Source organism: Pseudomonas sp. HLT2-19-2 (assembly GCF_054898005.1).
Genome location: NZ_CM142712.1, coordinates 2,463,935 through 2,483,903 on the forward strand (window position 1 = coordinate 2,463,935; position 19,969 = coordinate 2,483,903).

Genomic DNA, 19,969 nt, shown 5'->3' on the forward strand with positions numbered 1-19,969 from the left:
CGTCCTCAGGCAGCGACCGTGATGGTCACTTACTCAAACCATATAACTCGCAATACTCCAGCCAGTCCATGCCGGCCATCTCGGCCACTTCCTTGTGCACTTCCAAGCGTTGTGCCTGATAGTCCTCGGCCGTCGCCGCGGTCAGTTGCAGCGTCAGTTCCCAGGCAAACAACCCCAGGTGCTCGGCCTCGGCTTCAAAGGCTTCATGCAAGCGTTCCTCGCGGTACTGCGCAGCGGTCTCGCCCTTGGCCTGAGCCAACAGAGGATTGAGGTTGTCGAGCTCGACGCGCAGTTCAGGGCGCTCATCGAGAAACTTCTTCAGCGCTTGCTCGTGTTGCTGTTCGGTTGCCGCCATGGTCGCTCCTTGAGGCCGGGTTACGAAGATTGCTTCTTGCTGGCCTTGGCCGCTGCTGCCAGGCACTCAAGGGCAAACTGCTCGGGATAGGTCATTTGAATCGGCGTGGTTTCACCTTTGACGGTTCTTTCGCCGTCGAGGATGTAACGAATCCGCTTGTCGGTGACGCCAATTCGCTTGGCAATCCAGGACGGCGTCTGACCGATCTGGCTGATCAGCTTGTCGGCATATTCAGCGGTCGGTTTGTAATATTCGGCGTTGGGTGTCATGGCCTTTCCAAAAAATGAGCCCGGAAAAATGGGCGATGCGGCGTTAATGGCGCGACAGGGTGCGCGAATCGTCACGCGGTGTCGCGGTATAAATGAAGTAAAGCAGAACGATACGCCGTGCCGCGGTGATACAGTCCGCTTTTTCTTGATGAGCGAACGCAATGCGAATTCTGATGGTGGCGCTGGCCGTAACGTTGCTGGCGGGATGCGCCGGCTCGGCGATGAACGATGCCCGCACTGGAACCCCGTACAAAACCCTGACGTCGGACAAACCGGAAAAAGTCGTCGCCCAGTGTGTGCAGTTTTCCTGGCAGGACGAGGCGGTGTTCGGGGTCGATGCGGGCGCGTATTTGCAGCCTGGCAAAAAGGGTGGTTCCACCGTTTACACGCGCTCGGCAGAGTCCTTTGTGGACGTGACGACTGACGCTTCCGCAACCGTGCTGAATTATTACGCGCAACGTGACGACTTTGTGGCCAAGCGTCGACTGGCGGCGTTGGCGACCTGCTTGTAAGCCGCTCAGCTATTGATCAGGCGCTTCTGGAAAAAGAAGCGCTTGTGACCCGGCGGATAGTCAGCGATCTGCCCGAACTCGCTGTAGCCGAGTTTCTTGTAGAACGCCGGCGCCTGGAAGTCGAAGGTGTCGAGCCAGACCCCGATGCATTCCTTTTCCCGTGCAAGGTCTTCGGCCATTTGCATCAGTTTCGTGCCCATGCCTTGTCCCCTGGCCTGTTCCGGTACCGACAGCAACTCGATGTATAACCACTGGTAAAACACCCGGCCATAGAGCCCGCCGAGGATTTCGTCGTTGTCGTCGCGTACCAGCAAGGCAATCGGCTCCGGCACCGTGACGCCGGCCTTTGAGGCGTTATACGCACGCAACGGCAGCACGAGTGCATGTTCCTCGGCATCCGTGGGGTTTTGCGACTGCTCGATTCGCAGGGTCATCAGCTATTTCCTTATGGTCTGAGTGGACAACAGCCTCAAGCCTATCGCGGTCAGCGGTCGTTGTTCCAGCCCCTGAGGCGGAACCCTCGCCATCGTGCAGATGTCTAGCCTAAACAGCGTCATTCCAGAACGCGGCCTATGAGGACAATCCGTGAATATTTTTGAAGCCTTGCGCGAAAGCCACGACCGCCAACGCACCTACGCCGATGCGCTGATCCAGACCAGCGGGGACACCCCCGAGCGGGTCGAGGCTTACAAGCGGTTCAAGTCCGAACTTCAGGCCCACGAAACTGCTGAAGAGCGCCATTTCTACATCCCGCTGATGGAGTTCGATAACGGCGTCGACCTCAGCCGCCATGCGATTGCCGAACATCACGAGATGGACGAAATGATGGAAACGCTGGATGAGACCGAGATGTCCAGTCCGGCTTGGCTGGCCGCCGCGAAGAAGCTCGCCGAGAAGGTCAATCACCACATGGAAGAGGAAGAGCAGAAGTTCTTCCAAATGGCCGGCAAGCTACTCGACGACAAACAGAAAGAGACGCTGGCGGGGCAATATGTGAAGGAATACAAGGCCCAGCTTTCTTAGCGCCAGGCTTTCGTTTTCGCCTAACATGTGCGCCTTCCGACGAAAAAAGGGATGCGTTGTCATGTCGAACACAGCCGAGCGGGTCAACCTCATCGAGTCCCAGGTGTTGTCCCGCGACTGGTACCTGCTCAAGAAAATCACCTTCGATTACCTGCGCAACAACGGCGAATGGCAGCGCCAGACCCGCGAGGTCTACGACCGTGGTAATGGCGCGGCGATTCTGCTGTTCAACCGTGAAAAGAAAACCGTCGTGCTGACCCGGCAATTCAGATTGCCGGTGTTCGTCAACGGCCACGATGGCTTGCTGATCGAAGTGGCAGCAGGGCTGCTTGAAGGTGCGGCGCCTGAAGAGCGCATCCGCGAAGAAGCGGAGGAAGAAACCGGTTATCGCGTGCACCACGTGCACAAGGTGTTCGAGGCCTACATGAGCCCCGGCTCGGTGACTGAAAAACTGCACTTCTTCATCGCTGAGTACGATGCCGCGTCTAAGGTCAGTGATGGCGGCGGACTGGAGGAGGAGACCGAGGAGCTGGAAGTGCTGGAGTGGAAGTTCGACGACGCGCTTGAGGCGTTTTATCGCGGGGACATCTGCGATGCGAAGACCATCATGCTGTTGCAGTATGCGGCGATGAAAAACATCTTCTCCGACGCTTGAGCGTTAAATCAAAACAATTCCCCCGTCCTGCTGAGGCCTGACCACTCGCAACCTTCAAGCATCAGCAGCCTCTCCTTCGCCTCAAGCCCCCCGGCAAACCCCGTCAACTTCCCCGAAGCGCCAATCACCCGATGACACGGCGCCACAATTGAAATCGGATTCTTGCCATTCGCGGCTCCCACCGCCCGAACCGCACTGGGATTACCGATCTGCCTGGCAATCTCGCTATAGCTACGTGTCTCACCAAATGGAATGGTCAGCAGCGCCGCCCAGACCTTCTTTTGAAATTCCGTCCCGGCAAACGCTAACTCCAGGTCGAATCGATTGCGTGTGCCCGCAAAGTATTCCCGCAACTGCTGAGCGGTGCGCATAAGGATCGGATTATCCGGCGCCTCGCTCATCGGCCCAAGTCGCACACGGCCGGGTTTGTCGTTTTCCCAGAGGATGGCTGCCAGTCGTGAGCCGTTCGCGACCAGTTTCAATTCGCCCACCGGGGATGCGAGGGTGGTGAAGGTGTAACTCATGCCGGTGGACTCCGCAAAAGTGCTGAACTGAGGGCAAGCATACTGCCTCGACGGGGAGGCGCAATACGCAATCCCAGCCATACTTGCCTCTGCTCTTGAAGCCTTCCCTCTGTTTTTGTACAGAGCCTAAAAACAAAAAGAGACCGACTCATGAAGTTCGAACCTTTTGCCAAATCGCTGATTGCGACCTCGTTGGCGCTCAGCTGCCTCAGTGCTTACTCGGCCTCCGTGGCGCCGGTCGCGGCAGAAAACGGCATGGTCGTCACCGCCCAGCATCTGGCCAGTCATGTGGGCGTGGATGTGCTCAAGAACGGCGGCAACGCCGTCGATGCCGCAGTAGCCGTCGGTTACGCGCTGGCGGTGGTTTATCCCGCGGCGGGCAACTTGGGCGGCGGCGGTTTCATGACCATTCAGTTGGCGGACGGGCGCAAGACCTTCCTCGACTTCCGCGAAAAAGCACCGCTGGCCGCCACCGCAGACATGTACCTCGACAAGGAGGGCAACGTCGTCCCTGACCTGAGCACCCGTGGCCATCTGGCGGTCGGCGTGCCGGGCACCGTGTCCGGGATGGAACTGGCGCTGTCGAAATACGGCACCAAACCCCGCAAGGAAGTCATCGCCCCGGCCATCAAGCTCGCCGAAGACGGTTTTGAGCTGGAGCAGGGCGATGTCGAGTTGCTGGAATACGCCACCGACGTCTTCAAAAAGGACATGCGCGATTCCGGCTCGATCTTCCTGAGCAACGGCGAGCCGATGCAGGTGGGGCAAAAACTGGTGCAGAAGGATCTGGCCAAAACCCTCCTGGAAATTTCCGAAAAGGGCGAAGACGGCTTCTACAAAGGCTGGGTGGCCGACGCCATCGTCACCTCCAGTCAGGCTAACAAGGGCATCATCACCCAGGCCGACCTCGACAAATACAAGACCCGTGAACTGGCCCCGATCGAGTGCGATTACCGCGGCTACCACGTCGTCTCGGCCCCACCGCCAAGCTCTGGTGGCGTGGTGATCTGCGAGATCATGAACATCCTCGAAGGCTACCCAATGAAAGACCTGGGCTATCACTCGGCCCAGAGCATGCACTATCAGATCGAAGCGATGCGCCACGCCTATGTGGATCGCAACAGCTACCTCGGCGACCCGGATTTCGTGAAAAACCCGATCGCCCACTTGCTGGATAAAAACTACGCGACCAAAATCCGCGCCGCCATCGACCCGCAAAAGGCCGGTGTGTCCCGCGAGATCAAACCCGGCGTAGCGCCACACGAAGGCAGTAACACCACCCATTACTCCATCGTCGACAAGTGGGGCAACGCGGTCTCGGTGACGTACACCCTGAACGACTGGTTCGGCGCCGGCGTCATGGCCAGCAAAACCGGGGTCATTCTCAACGACGAGATGGATGACTTCACCTCGAAAATCGGCGTGCCGAACATGTACGGCCTGGTGCAAGGGGAGGCCAATGTCATCGCTCCCGGCAAGGCACCGCTGTCGTCCATGAGCCCGACCATCGTCACCAAGGACGGCAAAGTCGTAATGGTCGTCGGCACCCCCGGCGGCAGCCGGATCATCACCGCGACCTTGCTGACCATCCTCAACGTGATCGACTACGGCATGAACATCCAGGAAGCGGTCGATGCACCGCGTTTCCACCAGCAGTGGTTGCCGGAAGAGACCAACCTGGAGACCTTCACCACCAGTCCCGATACGGTGAAGATGCTTGAAAGCTGGGGGCACAAGTTTGCCGGGCCACAGGACGCCAACCATGTGGCGGCGATTCTGGTCGGCGCGCCTTCGCTGGAAGGCAAACCGGTGGGCAAAAACCGCTTCTATGGGGCGAACGACCCGCGACGTAATACCGGGTTGTCGCTCGGTTATTGAGGGTTGTGTTTTGAAGGAGACGGATCTAGTTTCCGTCTCCTAATCCACCGACTTATCAGGAGGGAACCCATGGCCACTGCATTGCTGATCATCGACGTCCAACACGGCCTGTGCACCGGCGAGTACGAATGTTTTGATATCAAGCGCGTCATCGAGAGCATCAACGACCTCAGTGCCAAGGCTCGAGAGACCGGTGTTCCGGTCATCCTCATCCAGCACGAAGAAAAGGGTGGTCTGCTGCAACACGGCTCCGAAGGTTGGCAACTGGCAGACAGCCTGGTGACTTCGCCACTGGACCTGCGCCTGCGCAAAACCACTCGAGATTCGTTCTACCAAACCCACTTGCAATCATTGTTGCAAGACCAGGGCACGGACCGCCTGATCATCTGCGGCCTGCAAACCGACTATTGCGTCAACGCTACCGTCCGCCAGGCCCTGAACCTGGGTTATGACGTGGTGCTCGCCGCCGACGCGCATTCCACCGTCGACAACGGCAACCTTGCCGCTCAGGACATTATTGCTGAGCACAACGCAGACCTGGCGCACTTGACGGGGCCCGTGGCGCGAATCGACGTTACCCCGACCAGCGAAATCCGCGTTTAAAGGCGGCTTAATCCTTTAAGCAAAAATCGTGTCCCCTCTCTCACGATTCCTGCCGCACTGCCGATTCACTTAATGCCCTCGCAAGCCCCGGTTTTTACATCGGGGCTCGACAGTGCAGGGCGCGCGAAACCCGCTTGCCTTCCTGAATCGTAAATTGGACGGATCACAATGACCGGAGTCGTCATGAAACACCTGAAACTCGCCTGCTTGTTGTTGGCTACGACCGCCTTGTTCGGGTGAGTGACCAGTCGTTCGGTAGTCGGCGTAGACGCACCTCAAGTCGCCAACGGCAATGGCCAGAAAGTCGCTATCACGGTGCTCGACGAGCGCCGCTTCGAGCTCAAACCTGAAATCCCCGAGATCCCGTCCCTCAAGGATGGCGAAATCACCGACAAGACCATCACCGAGCGTGCTATCGCCCGTAAACGCAACGGCTATGGCATGGCGCTGGGTGACGTGTTGTTGCCAGAAGGCACCAAGCTCAGCAGCCTGATCGCCAAGAGCATTGCCGCGGCCTATGGCCAAGCGGGCTATCGCGTCGTCCAGAGCGGTGAAAAGACAGCCGATACCCAAGCCGTCACCGTGCATGTCATTGAGTTCTGGTCGTGGATGTCGCCAGGTTTCCTCACAGTAGGCGTGAACAACAAGCTTCACCTGAAAGTGGAAACAGGCAACGCGTCCCCGGCTGTCGAAATAGTGAAACAGAACCGCGAAGGCGTGCAGGTCGTCACCGAAAACGACTGGAAGGAAAGCACCCAACAAGGTTTAAAAGCCATCACCGAGACGATGGCAAAAAATCTCTAAGCACTGAAAATACAACCGGCGCCCGCAAGGCGCCGGTTTTAATTCACTCTGTCTGCAACCGCCGCACGACCACCTGAAAACGCTTGGAGGCCACCCAGTCGGGGCCCGCGTCCTCTACCAGCAGCATGATCCCCAGGCAGTGTTCCAGATGCAGCGTGATGACTTGCCCTTCAACTTCCAGATCCCAGTAACGCTGATCCAACCCGTCAGCCACCACGTGTGTGGCGAGCGAGCGCCGGGTTGCAAAGCACCACCGATCCATCGTTTTCAAATGCCCGCGCTCATGGACTTGGGCATACTGGTGGCGCCCATAGAATGGAATCTGTCGATGCTCTCAACGTTTTCTCGTTTCAAGACCCCTTACGCTTTCCTGTTGATGCCTGTCTTCTTGTCCGCAGCTGCCCACGCCAGCAGCTTCAACTGCGACAGCGCCGCCAACGTCAGCGAAAAAGCCATCTGTGCGGATCCCTACACCTCGGATCTTGACCGCAAACTGGGCGCACTCTGGAGTTCGACGCTGCCTGAGGTCGCCGATCCCAAGGCGCTGAAGGCGGATCAACGCCAGTGGCTGAAACAACGCAATCAATGCGCTGACAACATCAGCTGTCTGCGTCAGCAGTACCAGATGCGCCTCGTTGAACTTGGCCACGCTGCCACGCCATTTACGTGGGACGCCTCTTGGCAATTGATTCCGTGGGGCGTTTCGACGGGGGCCGAGTTGAAAACCCAACGCAAGGATTCAACTCACATTACGTTCGACGTTTCGGCCATGAACGGCGCCAACATGGGCGAGCTGGACGGCATCGCGACACTCGACGGCACTCAGGCGCGTTACGCCGAGGGGGCCTGCACCCTGGATTTCAAAGCCATCAACGGTGTACTCGACGTTTCACAGAGCGGCGAGGCTGCCGATTGTGGCGCCGGCATGGGCGTGTATTACGCCGGACGTTATGTGGCGTCGGAACAGTCTTTGGCTCTGGACAACGATTTACTCAGCGTGGGCTTGGTGCGCACACGGCAGGAAGATGACGCGCTACGGAAATTGCTCAAGGACGACTATCCGCGGTTGGTGGCGAGTAGCAGTTCGAGGGTGACAGGCGACACGTCGAGCGACTTGCCGGGGGCGCAAGTCACGGAAATGTGGATACGCGGTTTAGGCTCGATCAACGCTGCGATCTTCGCGAGCGCACCGGATAGCCGATTCTGGCTGCTACTGGTGGTGACCGATCAGCAGAGCCATTTAAGGGCTCGTTACTACACCAACGTACCGGGCTGGAAAGGTCGCTTGCCTGAGTCATTGAAGCGTTGGTACGACGAGCGAGCGAAAGACGAGACGTTACCGCTGGACTTGATGCCTTGAGCCGATAATTGTGGGGGGCTTGCGCCGGTTAACGCTTACGCTGCCCCGAAAATCTCGATCAGCTCAGTCAAAAAAGCGCTCACCACATCACGTAGAGTTGCCAGCACTTTATCGGCACTGGTTCTGCGCTACGCGTCAGGTTGGCTCTTTACGCGCTTAATAGCTGTCGTCACATGAGGCACCGCATACGTTTTGTACCAATGATTCATCCCTTCAATGGCTTTCTTGGCGGGAGCAACGTCGTAAGCCCCGACCAACTCTGCGCAAGCCTGCGCCATGGCAACCAGAATACGAGCTGCTTCCGGTACGTTAGGGAGGTTACTCCCGGCCTCATGCCGTTCACGAATAATCTGATAGCGAATGTTCTCAGGCAGTGTCCAGGCACTGATCAAGAACTCCTGAACGGAGTATTCGACGCCTTTGATAGCCACGGTCGCGGCGCGATGCTCTTCGCAGTAACCTGCCGCTTCGATCTGCTCACAGCTGTCGATGACAGTGTTCATCATTTCTCGAATTTGCTGCCAATCCGTTTTCATTCGAACTCCTTTTCAATGGGGATTCAGAGGCTACCAAGCATACTCAGTTCTCAATCCGGCGAAGGTTTTATCTGGATAGCTGTATCGCGCTGGACGCCATAACCGAGCCTATGGCATCGTCAAATTAATACGCCATGTAGCAAACAGGATCAAAACAATGGAGGAGGGTGACGAAGTCGGCGCCAATACGTCGATGGCAACGCTGAAAGCATTCAATCTGTGCGTGCTCCAGTTGGGTCGTCTTGCTCGAGAGCGCGACGCCTCCCAACTCATCGCAGACGGCCTGCAGGCCTTCCGCCCACTGGTGACGTTCGCGTCAGCCTGGTGGGGCGAGATGTCCGCATCAGGCGCCGATGCTCCGCCCAAAAGCTGGATGCACGGGCGAATCAATCTGCCGGAGTCGTTTGCCGCCGAATGGCACAAGAGTGCGGGCAGCGACAAATTCTCCCATGACACTTTGAGCCAACCCGGCGAGGTCGTGCGCGACAGCGGGTTCACCGACCCGGATGCAGACGTGGACGCGTTCGCCCGTCGCCACGACCTCTACCACCCGATGTGCATCACCTTCGAGTTGCCCGAAAGCGGTTTGATGTTCTTTGTCTGTCTCTACCGCGGCGCTGATGCTGCGGCGTTCAATGACAGCGAAGCCGGGTTGTTTTCGGCGTTCTGCGACCATCTGTTGCAGTTGTGGCGCTTTCAGGTGCAGGACATGATCCGCTTCGACACGGGCAACGGGGCTACTGACTTCGGGGTCGCGCGTATGGACGGCAGTTTGCTGTACGTGGGAGCACGTCTGTGCGCCGCCATTCAGCGCGAGTTGCCTGGGTGGAGTGGTTCAACGCTGCCCGTTGATGTGATCGCGCAGCTGCAAAAGGCACCTTGCGTCATGCGCCTGGGTCGCTGCGCACTGACACTGAGCCCTAATGCCGAGCATGTCATCCTGTCGCTCGAAACACAGTCGCGCGGGGCGGTGCTGGCGCCTCGCGAGCGCACGGCTGCGATGCTGTTCGCTGCCGGTCATTCCTATAAAGAGATTGCCAAGATCCTTGCCTTGAGTCCTGCGACAGTGCGCACTTATCTGCGCAATTGCTACTTGCAGCTCGGTGTGAAGAGCAAGGTGGAACTGGGTTCTGTCCTGCGTTCGTCGAGTTCGCTTGTGGAGGCTGCGCGCCGCGATTAACCCGCGATATTTCTAACTAATCGCCTTACCCCTCCTCATTTGTGGAGGTCCATCCGATCGCCTTGCTCTATAGGGTATGCCCTGCATATCAGGGGTTTGCACGGCAGTCTGTTCGGGCACTTCTAAAACTATAAAAACAGAGGTGAGGCATTTGAAATTTTCCAGGCTATTTATCGCCGTTGCCGCGACAACGGCATTTTCCTGCGTGGCGCTGGTGGGGTGTCAGACGCAGGGTTCGACACCCGCTGACATGGTGATGCGCAACGGCTATGTCTACACCGTCGACGGCAAGAATTCCGTGCAGCAGGCGATCGCCGTCACGGGCGGGAAGATCGTTTATGTCGGCAGCGATGAAGGCGTTTCTTCGTACATCGGCAAGCAGACGCAGCTGATCGATCTGGCGGGACGCATGGTGATGCCGGGCTTCATCGATGCGCACATGCATCCGGGAGACGGCGGCCGCGCCATGACGCTGTGCGACCTGAAATACCAGACGATGACCCGCAAGGTTTTCCAGGAAACCATTCAGGCGTGCCTGGATGCCGACAAAGGCAAAGGCCCGGATGTCTGGCTGGAAGTGGGCAGTTGGGATCGCATAGGCATGGACGGACTTGACGGCGACCCGGACAAATCGACGCTGGATGCGCTCAAGACCCATCGACCGATTCAGGTCCGATCCACTGATTTCCATACCGTGCTGACCAACTCTCGCGGCCTGGAAGTGGCTGGCATCAACAAGCACACGGCCAATCCCGGTGATGGCAAGTTCGTGCGCGACAGCGCCGGCAACCCGACCGGCATCTGCGAAGACGGCGCTGCCGATGCCATGGCCGCCGTGGTACCGCCAGCCACCGACGCAGAGAAACTCAAGCAGACCCGCGCGGCGCTCGACGCCCTGCGCCAGCAAGGCATCACCAGTTTCTTCGATGCCTTGTCGGGGCCGGAGAATGGCAAAGCTTTCACCACGTTGCAGCAGTCGGGCGAGCTGACCGCCCGGGCCTTGCTGGCGATCAAACTGGACCCTGCCGCCGCGGCTGCAGACCCGGCGAAAACCATCGCCGAGGCCAAGGCATTGGCCACGACTTACGATCAGGGCGAAGCGAAACCCACGCCGGGCGTGAGCATGCGCCACGTCAAATTGTTCATGGATGGCATCATCAACGCGCCGGCGGACACGGGGGCAATGTTGACGCCCTATCTGCGCAATGCCGGAACCGATGCAGCGCCCAAATGGACGCCAGGCAAGAATGTCGGTGAGCTGTATTTCCCGCCGCAAGTGCTCAACCCGCTGCTGCTGAAGGCTGTCCAGGCCGGCCTCGATCCGCACCTTCATGCCACCGGAGACCGAGCGGTGCGTGACTCACTGAACGGCATCGAATACGTGCGCCAGCAACTGCCGGGCAATGGCTTCCGCCCAGCCATTACGCACAACGAGTCGGTGGACCCTGCCGACTATGCGCGCTTCAAGGCGCTCGACGTGACCGCCAGCATGTCCTTCCAGTGGGCGCAGCAGGCGCCGTCCACGGTCGACGGCACCAGCGATCACCTCGGGCCTGCGCGTTTCGCCCGCATGGAGCCCTCGGGCAGCATCGCGCGTGCCGGCGGGCGTGTTGCGTATGGCAGCGACTGGCCCGTCGACCCGCTCGACGAATTCCTCGCGTTGAAGGTCGGGGTCACTCGCTCAGGCGATCCACTGAACCCGCACAGCTACGGTCCCAAGTATGCGGGCAGGCTGAATGCCGACCCGGCGCTGTCGCGCACTGAAGTGCTGCGCACCATCACCATAAACGCGGCCGAGCAGCTGAAACTGGACGCTGTTGTCGGTTCGGTCGAGGTCGGCAAGTTCGCCGACGTGATCGTCCTGGACAAGAACTTCATGCAAATGCCCGAGGATGAGCTGGCACGCAACGAGGTGCTGATGACCGTGGTCGGCGGCAAGGTCGTGTGGGCCAAGGCGCCGTTCGTGGGTCTTGATCAGCGGCCGACTCAAGTCGCCGTGACTGAACAACAATAAAAGCAACAGTCTGCCCCTCAGAAGAGAACCCCGTAAATGACCAAGGTCAGCGATAGTCAGCAGCGAAGTCCCCTGATCGAGACACGTTCGATCGATTACATCCCCGAGGCCGAGCGTCATGGCAGCCTCTACAGTCAGTTCACCCTATGGCTCGGCGCCAACCTGCAGATCACGGCGATCGTCACCGGCGCCCTGGCCGTGGTGCTGGGCGGTGATGTGTTCTGGTCACTCATTGGCTTGCTGATCGGCCAGGTGCTCGGCGGTGCGGTGGTTGCCCTGCACGCGGCACAAGGGCCGAAGCTCGGGCTGCCGCAGATGATCTCCAGTCGTGTGCAGTTCGGGGTCTATGGGGCGGCCATCCCGATTGTGCTGGTGTGCCTGATGTACCTCGGTTTCAGCGCCACCGGCGCGGTACTGTCAGGGCAGGCCATTGCCCAGTTGATCCATGTCAGCGACAGCGCCGGCATCCTGATTTTTGCCTCGTGCATCGCGTTTCTGACGATCTTCGGTTACCGGGTTATTCACCTGGTCGGCAGGGTGGCCAGCGTGCTGGGCATCATTGCTTTCGTCTATCTGTTTACCCGGTTGATGACGCTCAACGATATCGGCCTGTTGCTGGAGAACCGCCACTTCGGCTGGAGCACTTTCCTGCTGGCAGTATCCCTTTCCGCGTCCTGGCAGATCGCCTTTGGCCCTTATGTGGCTGACTACTCACGCTACCTGCCGAGCAAGACCTCGTCCTGGAAAACGTTTGCTGCCGTTGGCCTTGGAACGGTGCTGGGCGCCCAGGCGTCCATGGTGCTGGGTGTATTCGCGGCGGCATTGGCCGGTGCAAATTTTCGCGGTCACGAGGTGGCGACGATCGTCGGGTTGGGCAGCACCGGTGTAATGGCGTCTCTGCTGTACTTGAGCGTGGTGTTCGGCAAGGTCACGGTGTCCACGCTCAACGCTTATGGCAGCTTCATGTGCGTGGCCACGATCATCAGTGGCTTTCGCAGTCGTCTCGAGATCTCCGCCAGGCAGCGCATGCTGTTTGTATTGGTGATTGTCGCGGCGTCCACCACGCTCGCGCTTCTGGGCCAGCACTCGTTTCTCAACGCCTTCAAGTATTTCATTCTGTTTTTGCTGACCTTCTTCACGCCCTGGAGCGCGATCAATCTGGTGGATTACTACTTCATCAACAAGGAGCGCTATGACATTCCGGCGTTGTCCGACCCGGCAGGTCGTTATGGCCGCTGGAACATGCGCGGGATCAGCGTGTATGTCATCGGTGTATTGATCCAGTTGCCCTTCGTCGATACTCACTTCTACTCCGGGCCGATGGTCGCGCAACTCGGCGGTGTCGATATTTCCTGGATTGTGGGTCTGGTGGTGCCGGGCATCTTCTACTACCTGCTGGCCAGGACCTCAGCGCTTGCTGTGTTGCCTGAGCAGGGCTCAAAGGCCTGAGATCCGGAACAACGCTCACACTCTTCGCCGGGTGTGAGCGCGCGCTGTCCAGTTGCCGGGACAATTGAATACGCGGTGCTAGACTTTCAGGCTGACCAGCCCCAGGCACTTTCGACGAGACGACAACTATGGATATCCAGGCCCTACGCGGCGACGCAACCCACATCGATAAAATCGCCAGCCTCTTCGACGCCTATCGAGGCTTCTACGGCCAGCCGTCGAACCTGCCGCAATCTCGCGAGTTCATCGCCGAGCGCATTGCCCGGGACGAATCCGCGATTTTCTACGCCCAGGACACCCGCGGCGAAGCGCTGGGTTTCGTGCAGTTGTTCCCGACGTTCTCCTCCATCGATGCACACCGCACCTGGCTGCTTGGCGACCTCTTCACAACACCCGCCGCCCGAGGGCAAGGGGTAGGCACGTTGCTGATGAACACCGCGCGAGACTTTGCGCTGTTGACCGGTGCCAAAGGCATGGTGCTCGAAACGGCGACGGACAATGTCGGCGCGCAAAGGTTGTACGAATCCTTGGGCTATGTGCGCGATACGGGTTACTACACCTACTGCCTCGATTTGAAGCAAGGCTGAGCCAACCGCTGCCGGTCACCTCAGCGCGTGCAGGAATGCAGCTTGGGCCTTGGGGCACGTGAACAAACCCCTCGACCAGCGTCTGCCCAAACAATTGGAAGATGTCCAACAGCAACGTTGCGGCCTGTTCGGGTTGGGCGATCAGTCGTTGCCAGCTGTCGAACACGTCCTCACGGCCGTCCGGGCTCTGGCAACGTTGGCAGTGGCGCAGACGAATGCCATCGAAGTCGAGGGTCAGGCGCCAGCCCTCGATATCGACTTGTAACTGGCCGGGCTCGGATTGTTCATCGAGGCGCAGCAAAGGGCAGCTGCCCATCGCGGCGGCGCGCAGTCGCTGGTAAACCTCGCGTGCGGTCAGAGGCGGCACGTGTGTCTCCGGTGAGTTCGTGGCGTAGAAACGGGGGTGCACAGGATAGACGATCATGGTGAAATCTCCGCGAGCTTCTGCTCTGGACACCCACTGATCTGGAACCCTACATGAAGAAAGCCGCCGTACTCACCTTCTCCTTGATACTCAGTACGGGGCTGTTCAGTACGCAAGCCCCAGCGGCCGGCGATGCCGAAGCGGGTGCGACACTGTTCAAGCGGATATGCGGTGGCTGCCATCAAGTCGGGGAGTCGGCACGGGGTTCTTTTGGTCCGCAGCTCAACGGCATTTTTGGACGCGCTTCGGGCAGCACCAAGGATTACCAATATTCCGATGCCATGAAATCAGCCGGCATCGTCTGGACCCGCGAAACGCTGACCGCGTACCTCGAAAATCCCAAAGCAGTGGTACCCGGCACTCGCATGATTTTCTGGGGGCTAAGCGATTCGCAAAAGATCGAAAATCTATTGGCGTACCTTCAGACGTTTCAGCCGCAGTAGGACTTTGCGACATTCGTCAGGCGCGGAACACGCGGTGGTTCCGATCTGATTTACAATACCGCCCTTTGACAGAGGGCAGCCGGTCATGGATGTTTTCGTGCTTCTATGTGACTACCTGATCAAGTGGGTGATCGGGCCTGTCACGGACCAGTTTTTTGGCATTTTCGATCTGAACGGCCGCTTCGGCATCGTGTTTCTCTGCTTGTCCTACAGCATCGCCTACAGCCTTTACCGATTCAGACAGTCTCGCGGGCTGACCGACGCACGTTCTTTCGGGCAGTTTATCGGCGGACGCCGGGTTCATTTTCATCGCTCGGCGTTGCTGGATTACCGGTACTACTTCGTGCGGGCCATCCTGAAAGTCGCGCTGGTGCTGCCGATTGTTGGCCTGGTTGACCCGTACGTCCTGCGCTCCGGCGACTATATCTCGTTTTTCACCCATCTTTGGGGCGCACGCGTGCAGGTGGGGGAGAACCTCTCACTCTCCTTGCTCTACGGGCTGGGCGTGTTTCTGGTGCAAGACTTCATCCATTACTGGGTCCACCGCGCCTTTCATTCCCGGTATCTGTGGGCGTTCCACAACGTCCATCATTCCGCGCCCGTCCTGGTACCGGCGACGGCAAGCCGGATTCACTTTGTGGAAAAAATTGTCGAAAAACTGATAGACACTGTCTGCCTCGGCGCCTATGCCGGGGTCTTTTGGTACGCCTGTGGCGGAGAGATCAGCCGGTATACCTTGTTCGGCGTGACCTATATGGTTTTCATCCTCAATGCATTGGCGGCCAACCTGCGTCACAGCCATGTCTGGCTCTCATTTGGGCCCGTGGTCGAGCATGTGCTGAACAGCCCCGCGCAACACCAGATTCACCACAGTGACGCGCCCCGACACTTCAACAAGAACTTCGGTACCAACCTGTCACTCTGGGACTGGATGTTCGGTACGCTCTACGTCACACACTCGACGCCCGAGCCCATTCAGTTCGGCACCGGCGAACAGGATCACCACCGTTACCTGACGCTCTATAGCCTGATCGTCACCCCCTTTGTGGACATAGCCCGCAAGATTCCCACCAGACGCGCCATGGAATGGGCACGCGTCTCTCCGAAAAATTGAGCACTGTGCCGCAGGCGACGGAAACATCAGCCCGTGTGTGCCATCGCGCGGATTTCAATCAGCTGATGCGCGAACGCCAGGCCCGACACGTCGATCAGGTGCCGGCCGGTCGATAATCACCCACATACGCCTTGAATAAACCCACACATTGCTCGAAATGCTCTTGCGGGCTCATCAGAAAGATCTCCATCACCTTATGGTTGATGAGTTGGGTAGCTGATGCTGCTTCTGCGCAAACAGTCAGGCCTTGACCCTAATGCTGTTCACTTAAGCTCGGTGTTTCCAGGCACACACACATGCGTAGCGAGGGGGCGGTGGATCAAGAGCAAAAGCGAGGCGGCCGACCTGTCTTTTGTTGATCGTGTGCATATCCGTTTCTGTGGTAATGGCCGCTATTGGTTTCGCTTTTACAGCGAGTCACTTGGAAATACGGAATGCCGCCCAACCCCAAGTAACCAAGGGCTCTTGCCCCTTTCGTTCGGTGCCTCGCTTAGGCTCGGCATACCCTCGCTCCGGTCCTGCTCCGTGGGCCCGCCGCCATCGGCCATCCATGGCCGGGGGCGGCTAACCCGGCATCCATGCCGGGTTGCCCACTGCGCAGAACCTCCACTCTGCCTCTCGAGGGGGCGCACACCGCAAAAGCAAAAGCGAGGCGGCCTCCCGGCCGGCCTGACTTCAAGTGAAAGCATTTCCCTGTAGGAGCTGTCGAGCGAAGCGAGGCTGCGATCTTTTGATCTTGCCGTTGCTGTTGCTTTGCTTTGGCTCCAGATTGCCACGGATGGCCGATGGCGGCGGGCGCCCCGGAGCAATGCCGGAGTGAGGGCATGCCGAGCCTAGGCGAGGCACCGAATGGTGGGGCAGGAGCCCTTGGTTACTTGGGGCTCTTCCAAGTGACTCGCTGTAAAAGCGAAACCGTAATCAGCCATCACCGCAGAAACGGATATGTCCCCCAACCTTAAGTGAACAGCATTAGGCCTTGACCCAGCGTTGGCGGCTCCAGCTGCTCAGCGTATCGACGGCCAATACCAGTAACAGCATGGCCAGAATAATAGTGCTGGCTTGAGCTTCCTGGAACAGGCTGAGGCTGACATAGAGCATCTGCCCCAAACCACCCGCGCCGACAAAGCCGAGCACGCTGGCCATGCGGATGTTGTTCTCCCAGCGGTACAGGATGTAGGCCAGCAGCTGTGGCAATAGATTGGGCAGTGTGCCGTAACAGAAAGCCCACACGGCATTGGCGCCCTGCAGGCGGATAGCTTCGGCCGGTTCGGGTGGGGCGTTTTCCAGCGCTTCGGCGAACAGGCGGCCGAGCACGCCGGTAGTGTGCAGGGCTAATGCCAGGGTGCCGGCATTCGGGCCGAGCCCGGCGGCAAGGACCATTAACGCGGCCCACACCAGTTCCGGAATTGCGCGCAGGGCGTTGAGCACAAGGCGCGATGCGCTCTGCAGCGGCCAGCCGAATCGCCCGGCCGCGGGCAGTGCCAATAGCAGACCGAGCACCGCCGCGAGCAGGGTGCCAAGGGCGGACATGGCGATGGTTTCCAGGGCGCCATGGCCGATGGCTTGCAGATGACCAGTGCTCAGGTCCGGACAGAGAAAACGCTGCGCATAGGCACCCATCTGGTTCAGATTGCCGGTGTCACCCAGTTCGGCGAGGTCGATGCCCAGATAGGTGAACGAGGCGGCGACCGCTGCGCCGATGCACAGGACCAGTACCAGGTTGAACAGGCGATTCATGTCAGCCTCCAGCGCAGCAGGCGGCTGAGTTGATCGGCGAGCAGCACCAGCACGAGAAACGTCAGTAACAGGCTGGCCACTTCACCGCCGGCAAACATGCGCAACGACAAATCCATTTGCTGGCCCAGACCGCCGGCGCCGACGAAGCCCATCACCACCGAGGCGCGGATGGCGCATTCCCAGCGGTACACCGTGTACGACAGCAGCTCCGCAGCGACATTGGGCAGGATCCCGTAACAAAAGGCCGCGAGCCGACCACTGCCGGCCTGCAGCAACGCGTGGGCCGGGCGCTGATCGACCGACTCGAAAATTTCTGCGTAAACCTTACCCAGCATGCCGCTGTAGGTAATGGCAATCGCCAGTACCCCGGCAGTCGGGCCGAGGCCAACGGCACGCACGAACAGCAGGGCCCAGACGATTTCCGGCACGCTGCGCAGGAAGATCAGTAAACCGCGTACAGGCCAACGTAGCAGCTGGCCCCAATAGCTCGGATGGCCGGCACGGGACGCAGCCGACAGCGACAGAGCCCGGCTGGCCAGCAGGCTGGCGGGGACTGCCAAGAGCAGCGCCAGGGCCATGCCGGCTGTGGCGATAGCCAGCGTCTGCAGCGTGGCTTGCAACAACAGCTCAATGAACGCCTCGTCATGGGCCGGTGGCCAAAAGGCTGAGACAAATTTGCCGATCTCGCTCTGACTATCACTTGCTACCAGGACGCTCAGGTCCAACTCGCTGTAGTGGATGCCAGGCCACAGCAGGGCAAGGGCCAGCAGAATGAGCAGCAGGCGGGGGCGGGTGGCGGGGTCTCGGGTGTCGCGCGTCAGCATCGGGGAATCTGCACACTCATGGGTGCCGGAGGAATGGGCGAGGCTTGCAGCTGTTCGTTGACGTAGAGCTTGTCGAGCAGCTCGCGGCCGACAGCGCCGGCCGGCAGGTCGAACAGGATCTGTCCATCACGCAGGCCGATGATGCGCGAAAAATGCACCAGGGCCAGTTCCACCGCATGCAGGCTGGCGACCAGGGTGACGTTCTGCTCCCGGGCATGGCGGCAGAGCACCGACAGCGTGTGCTCGGCGAGCACCGGGTCCATGGCCGATACCGGCTCATCGGCCAGCAACACCTCGGGCGCTTGATACAACACGCGGGCAATGCCCACGCGCTGTAGCTGTCCACCGGACAGCTGCTGGCATTGCGCGAACAACTTGTCACTCAGGTCCAGCTGGCCCAAAGCCGCGCGTGCACCCGGAATATCCAATGGGTGCAGCAGGTTCAGCAGGCTCTTGCCCAGACCCCACTGGCCAAGCTTTCCGGCCAGAACCGCGGTGACCACGCGCAGGCGCGGTGGCAAGGGGGGCGATTGATGAATCAGACCGATGCGAGCGCGCAGACGCTGACGCTGACGGGCAGAAAGCTGCCAGGCTTGCTCGCCGAGCACCCGCAGCTCGCCGTTGTCCGGTCGCAGGGCGGTGGCCAGCAGGTTGAGCAGGCTCGACTTACCGGCGCCGGACGGGCCGATGATGGCGACCTGTTCGCTTGCACCGATGTGCAGGTCCACGCCACGCAGCGCCTGGACGCCGTTGGCGTGGGTAAGGCTGACCTGGGTCAGATGCAACGTCATTTGAGCAGGTCGGCGGCGCGTGCGGCGTCCTCGATACCCTTGTAGTTTTCAGGCTTGGTTTCGATGAAGCGGCTGGCGGCCTGCAGATCCAGAATCTCCTTGTCCTTCGGGTTCGCCGGATCGAGCGCAAGGAAGGCTGCCTTTATCTTGGCCGCCAGTGCCGGGTCGAGCGTCCCGCGCACCGTCCAGTTGTAGTCGTAGTAAGTCGGGGTGGTAGCAAACACTTTGACCTTGTTGGTGTCGACCTTGCCGGCGGCGACCAGTTTTTCCCACACGCTGGCGTTCAGTACCCCGGCGTCCACCTTGCCGGCCTGGACCCAGGCGACGGTGGCGTCATGGGCACCGGAGTAGCCCACGCGGCTAAAGTACGTTTCCGGTTTGATGCCGTCCTTCAGCATGAAATAGCGCGGCATGAGACTGCCCGACGTGGATGACACCGAGCCGAAGGCGAAAGTCTTGCCCTTGAGATCGGCGAGGGACTTGATGGCTGGGTCGGCGGTGATGAACTTGCTGGTGAACTGGGCGTCCTGTTCGCGCTGTACCAGCGGAATGGCATTGCCGGTTTTCAGGCGTGCCTGCACGAACGTGAAACCGCCCAGCCAGGCCAGGTCGATTCGGTCGGTGGCCAGCGCCTCGACCACGGCCGGATAGTCGCTCACAGGCACGAACTCAACTTTCATGCCTGTTTGTTGTTCCAGATAAGCGCCAAGCGGCTTGAACTTGCGGAGCAGTTCGGTCGGGGCTTCATCGGGAATGGCGCTGACTTTCAGGGTGTCGGCGGCCTGCGCTAGCAGGGTACAAAAAGACAGGGTTAAGCCAATGGCCAATGCCAGGTTACGCTTTAGCATGTAAGTTCTCCGTTTCATTAGCGCAAAAATGTCGATGCG

Annotated in this window: 23 protein-coding genes and 1 pseudogene; 13 read left to right on the top strand and 11 right to left on the bottom strand. The window is 59.5% G+C overall.

The window, feature by feature from the left end:
- Positions 1-25: 25 nt before the first annotated feature.
- On the bottom strand, positions 26-355 hold the full coding sequence (locus ACYZTU_RS11445) for a DUF6388 family protein (RefSeq protein WP_461970190.1): 330 nt from the start codon (positions 353-355) through the stop codon (positions 26-28).
- A 20-nt stretch (positions 356-375) separates the two neighbouring features.
- Positions 376-624 carry a hypothetical protein gene (locus tag ACYZTU_RS11450; RefSeq protein WP_008154823.1) on the bottom strand — a complete coding sequence of 83 codons (249 nt, stop codon included), beginning with the start codon at positions 622-624 and terminating at the stop codon, positions 376-378.
- Between the two features lie 161 nt (positions 625-785).
- Here ACYZTU_RS11450 and ACYZTU_RS11455 point away from each other — a divergent pair, with 161 nt between their 5' ends.
- The gene (locus ACYZTU_RS11455) at positions 786-1,136 is read left to right on the top strand and encodes a hypothetical protein (protein WP_282377726.1); all 351 of its coding nucleotides are present in this window, start codon (positions 786-788) and stop codon (positions 1,134-1,136) included.
- A gap of 5 nt (positions 1,137-1,141) precedes the next feature.
- Here ACYZTU_RS11455 and ACYZTU_RS11460 read toward each other — a convergent pair whose 3' ends face one another.
- On the bottom strand, positions 1,142-1,570 hold the full coding sequence (locus tag ACYZTU_RS11460) for a GNAT family N-acetyltransferase (protein WP_461970192.1): 429 nt from the start codon (positions 1,568-1,570) through the stop codon (positions 1,142-1,144).
- 151 nt (positions 1,571-1,721) lie between these two features.
- Here ACYZTU_RS11460 and ACYZTU_RS11465 point away from each other — a divergent pair, with 151 nt between their 5' ends.
- The gene (locus tag ACYZTU_RS11465) at positions 1,722-2,159 is read left to right on the top strand and encodes a hemerythrin domain-containing protein (RefSeq protein ID WP_461970194.1); all 438 of its coding nucleotides are present in this window, start codon (positions 1,722-1,724) and stop codon (positions 2,157-2,159) included.
- A 61-nt stretch (positions 2,160-2,220) separates the two neighbouring features.
- Complete coding sequence (locus ACYZTU_RS11470; RefSeq protein WP_461970196.1) at positions 2,221-2,814, top strand: NUDIX domain-containing protein; 594 nt, start codon at positions 2,221-2,223, stop codon at positions 2,812-2,814.
- 8 nt (positions 2,815-2,822) lie between these two features.
- On the opposite strand, the gene ACYZTU_RS11475 is transcribed toward ACYZTU_RS11470, so the two are convergent.
- Positions 2,823-3,338, bottom strand: coding sequence for a methylated-DNA--[protein]-cysteine S-methyltransferase (locus ACYZTU_RS11475; RefSeq protein ID WP_461970198.1), 516 nt, complete (start codon positions 3,336-3,338; stop codon positions 2,823-2,825).
- A gap of 150 nt (positions 3,339-3,488) precedes the next feature.
- Between ACYZTU_RS11475 and ggt the strand changes: the two genes are divergently transcribed.
- The 3 genes from ggt (at position 3,489) to ACYZTU_RS11490 (ending at position 6,623) form a co-directional block, all read left to right on the top strand.
- The gene (ggt, locus tag ACYZTU_RS11480; protein ID WP_461970200.1) at positions 3,489-5,216 is read left to right on the top strand and encodes a gamma-glutamyltransferase; all 1,728 of its coding nucleotides are present in this window, start codon (positions 3,489-3,491) and stop codon (positions 5,214-5,216) included.
- A gap of 69 nt (positions 5,217-5,285) precedes the next feature.
- Positions 5,286-5,819 (top strand): cysteine hydrolase family protein, encoded by a 534-nt coding sequence (locus tag ACYZTU_RS11485; protein ID WP_461970202.1) that lies wholly within the window; start codon positions 5,286-5,288, stop codon positions 5,817-5,819.
- Between the two features lie 240 nt (positions 5,820-6,059).
- Positions 6,060-6,623 carry a flagellar biosynthesis protein gene (locus ACYZTU_RS11490; protein WP_461970204.1) on the top strand — a complete coding sequence of 188 codons (564 nt, stop codon included), beginning with the start codon at positions 6,060-6,062 and terminating at the stop codon, positions 6,621-6,623.
- Positions 6,624-6,666: 43 nt separating this feature from the next.
- Here the strand turns inward: ACYZTU_RS11490 and ACYZTU_RS11495 are convergent, their stop codons facing one another.
- A complete protein-coding gene (locus ACYZTU_RS11495; RefSeq protein ID WP_461971007.1) occupies positions 6,667-6,885 on the bottom strand; it encodes a hypothetical protein in 219 nt (72 codons plus the stop codon).
- A gap of 66 nt (positions 6,886-6,951) precedes the next feature.
- Here ACYZTU_RS11495 and ACYZTU_RS11500 point away from each other — a divergent pair, with 66 nt between their 5' ends.
- Entirely contained in the window at positions 6,952-7,983 is a 1,032-nt protein-coding gene (locus ACYZTU_RS11500) for a lysozyme inhibitor LprI family protein (RefSeq protein WP_461970206.1), read from the top strand.
- Between the two features lie 128 nt (positions 7,984-8,111).
- Here the strand turns inward: ACYZTU_RS11500 and ACYZTU_RS11505 are convergent, their stop codons facing one another.
- Entirely contained in the window at positions 8,112-8,519 is a 408-nt protein-coding gene (locus ACYZTU_RS11505) for a hypothetical protein (RefSeq protein WP_461970208.1), read from the bottom strand.
- A 157-nt stretch (positions 8,520-8,676) separates the two neighbouring features.
- On the opposite strand from ACYZTU_RS11505, the gene ACYZTU_RS11510 reads away from it, so the two are divergent.
- The 4 genes from ACYZTU_RS11510 to ACYZTU_RS11525 all read left to right on the top strand — a co-directional run bounded on the left by ACYZTU_RS11510 (position 8,677) and on the right by ACYZTU_RS11525 (position 13,749).
- Complete coding sequence (locus ACYZTU_RS11510; protein WP_461970210.1) at positions 8,677-9,699, top strand: helix-turn-helix transcriptional regulator; 1,023 nt, start codon at positions 8,677-8,679, stop codon at positions 9,697-9,699.
- A 151-nt stretch (positions 9,700-9,850) separates the two neighbouring features.
- A complete protein-coding gene (locus tag ACYZTU_RS11515) occupies positions 9,851-11,713 on the top strand; it encodes an amidohydrolase (RefSeq protein ID WP_461970212.1) in 1,863 nt (620 codons plus the stop codon).
- A 36-nt stretch (positions 11,714-11,749) separates the two neighbouring features.
- Entirely contained in the window at positions 11,750-13,162 is a 1,413-nt protein-coding gene (locus ACYZTU_RS11520; protein WP_461970214.1) for a purine-cytosine permease family protein, read from the top strand.
- A gap of 128 nt (positions 13,163-13,290) precedes the next feature.
- Entirely contained in the window at positions 13,291-13,749 is a 459-nt protein-coding gene (locus tag ACYZTU_RS11525) for a GNAT family N-acetyltransferase (RefSeq protein ID WP_461970216.1), read from the top strand.
- Positions 13,750-13,879: 130 nt separating this feature from the next.
- On the opposite strand, the pseudogene ACYZTU_RS11530 reads toward ACYZTU_RS11525, so the two are convergent.
- Positions 13,880-14,116: pseudogene (locus ACYZTU_RS11530) on the bottom strand (DUF7693 family protein); the annotation flags it as partial.
- 110 nt (positions 14,117-14,226) lie between these two features.
- Here ACYZTU_RS11530 and ACYZTU_RS11535 point away from each other — a divergent pair.
- Entirely contained in the window at positions 14,227-14,616 is a 390-nt protein-coding gene (locus ACYZTU_RS11535) for a c-type cytochrome (RefSeq protein WP_461970218.1), read from the top strand.
- 85 nt (positions 14,617-14,701) lie between these two features.
- Positions 14,702-15,730 carry a sterol desaturase family protein gene (locus ACYZTU_RS11540; protein ID WP_461970220.1) on the top strand — a complete coding sequence of 343 codons (1,029 nt, stop codon included), beginning with the start codon at positions 14,702-14,704 and terminating at the stop codon, positions 15,728-15,730.
- A 969-nt stretch (positions 15,731-16,699) separates the two neighbouring features.
- Here the strand turns inward: ACYZTU_RS11540 and phnE (ACYZTU_RS11545) are convergent.
- Genes phnE (ACYZTU_RS11545) through ACYZTU_RS11560 form a run of 4 tightly spaced genes read right to left on the bottom strand, consistent with a single transcriptional unit; the run spans position 16,700 to position 19,930 of the window.
- The gene (gene phnE, locus ACYZTU_RS11545) at positions 16,700-17,467 is read right to left on the bottom strand and encodes a phosphonate ABC transporter, permease protein PhnE (protein ID WP_461970222.1); all 768 of its coding nucleotides are present in this window, start codon (positions 17,465-17,467) and stop codon (positions 16,700-16,702) included.
- Complete coding sequence (gene phnE, locus ACYZTU_RS11550) at positions 17,464-18,291, bottom strand: phosphonate ABC transporter, permease protein PhnE (RefSeq protein ID WP_461970224.1); 828 nt, start codon at positions 18,289-18,291, stop codon at positions 17,464-17,466. Before phnE (ACYZTU_RS11550) ends, phnE (ACYZTU_RS11545) begins: the two co-directional genes overlap by 4 nt.
- Complete coding sequence (locus tag ACYZTU_RS11555) at positions 18,285-19,082, bottom strand: phosphonate ABC transporter ATP-binding protein (RefSeq protein WP_461970226.1); 798 nt, start codon at positions 19,080-19,082, stop codon at positions 18,285-18,287. Before ACYZTU_RS11555 ends, phnE (ACYZTU_RS11550) begins: the two co-directional genes overlap by 7 nt.
- Complete coding sequence (locus ACYZTU_RS11560) at positions 19,079-19,930, bottom strand: putative selenate ABC transporter substrate-binding protein (RefSeq protein ID WP_461970228.1); 852 nt, start codon at positions 19,928-19,930, stop codon at positions 19,079-19,081. Before ACYZTU_RS11560 ends, ACYZTU_RS11555 begins: the two co-directional genes overlap by 4 nt.
- Positions 19,931-19,969 lie beyond the last annotated feature (39 nt).

What these genes read in the sequence shown, in the direction of transcription:
- ACYZTU_RS11450 (WP_008154823.1), bottom strand. Translation starts at nt 624, where the DNA reads ATGACACCCAACGCCGAATATTACAAACCGACCGCTGAATATGCCGAC.
- ACYZTU_RS11455 (WP_282377726.1), top strand. Translation starts at nt 786, where the DNA reads ATGCGAATTCTGATGGTGGCGCTGGCCGTAACGTTGCTGGCGGGATGC.
- ACYZTU_RS11445 (WP_461970190.1), bottom strand. Translation starts at nt 355, where the DNA reads ATGGCGGCAACCGAACAGCAACACGAGCAAGCGCTGAAGAAGTTTCTC.
- ACYZTU_RS11495 (WP_461971007.1), bottom strand. Translation starts at nt 6,885, where the DNA reads ATGGATCGGTGGTGCTTTGCAACCCGGCGCTCGCTCGCCACACACGTG.
- ACYZTU_RS11485 (WP_461970202.1), top strand. Translation starts at nt 5,286, where the DNA reads ATGGCCACTGCATTGCTGATCATCGACGTCCAACACGGCCTGTGCACC.
- ACYZTU_RS11500 (WP_461970206.1), top strand. Translation starts at nt 6,952, where the DNA reads ATGCTCTCAACGTTTTCTCGTTTCAAGACCCCTTACGCTTTCCTGTTG.
- phnE (WP_461970224.1), bottom strand. Translation starts at nt 18,291, where the DNA reads ATGCTGACGCGCGACACCCGAGACCCCGCCACCCGCCCCCGCCTGCTG.
- ggt (WP_461970200.1), top strand. Translation starts at nt 3,489, where the DNA reads ATGAAGTTCGAACCTTTTGCCAAATCGCTGATTGCGACCTCGTTGGCG.
- ACYZTU_RS11505 (WP_461970208.1), bottom strand. Translation starts at nt 8,519, where the DNA reads ATGAAAACGGATTGGCAGCAAATTCGAGAAATGATGAACACTGTCATC.
- ACYZTU_RS11560 (WP_461970228.1), bottom strand. Translation starts at nt 19,930, where the DNA reads ATGCTAAAGCGTAACCTGGCATTGGCCATTGGCTTAACCCTGTCTTTT.
- ACYZTU_RS11520 (WP_461970214.1), top strand. Translation starts at nt 11,750, where the DNA reads ATGACCAAGGTCAGCGATAGTCAGCAGCGAAGTCCCCTGATCGAGACA.
- ACYZTU_RS11525 (WP_461970216.1), top strand. Translation starts at nt 13,291, where the DNA reads ATGGATATCCAGGCCCTACGCGGCGACGCAACCCACATCGATAAAATC.
- ACYZTU_RS11540 (WP_461970220.1), top strand. Translation starts at nt 14,702, where the DNA reads ATGGATGTTTTCGTGCTTCTATGTGACTACCTGATCAAGTGGGTGATC.
- phnE (WP_461970222.1), bottom strand. Translation starts at nt 17,467, where the DNA reads ATGAATCGCCTGTTCAACCTGGTACTGGTCCTGTGCATCGGCGCAGCG.
- ACYZTU_RS11510 (WP_461970210.1), top strand. Translation starts at nt 8,677, where the DNA reads ATGGAGGAGGGTGACGAAGTCGGCGCCAATACGTCGATGGCAACGCTG.
- ACYZTU_RS11555 (WP_461970226.1), bottom strand. Translation starts at nt 19,082, where the DNA reads ATGACGTTGCATCTGACCCAGGTCAGCCTTACCCACGCCAACGGCGTC.
- ACYZTU_RS11470 (WP_461970196.1), top strand. Translation starts at nt 2,221, where the DNA reads ATGTCGAACACAGCCGAGCGGGTCAACCTCATCGAGTCCCAGGTGTTG.
- ACYZTU_RS11535 (WP_461970218.1), top strand. Translation starts at nt 14,227, where the DNA reads ATGAAGAAAGCCGCCGTACTCACCTTCTCCTTGATACTCAGTACGGGG.
- ACYZTU_RS11460 (WP_461970192.1), bottom strand. Translation starts at nt 1,570, where the DNA reads ATGACCCTGCGAATCGAGCAGTCGCAAAACCCCACGGATGCCGAGGAA.
- ACYZTU_RS11475 (WP_461970198.1), bottom strand. Translation starts at nt 3,338, where the DNA reads ATGAGTTACACCTTCACCACCCTCGCATCCCCGGTGGGCGAATTGAAA.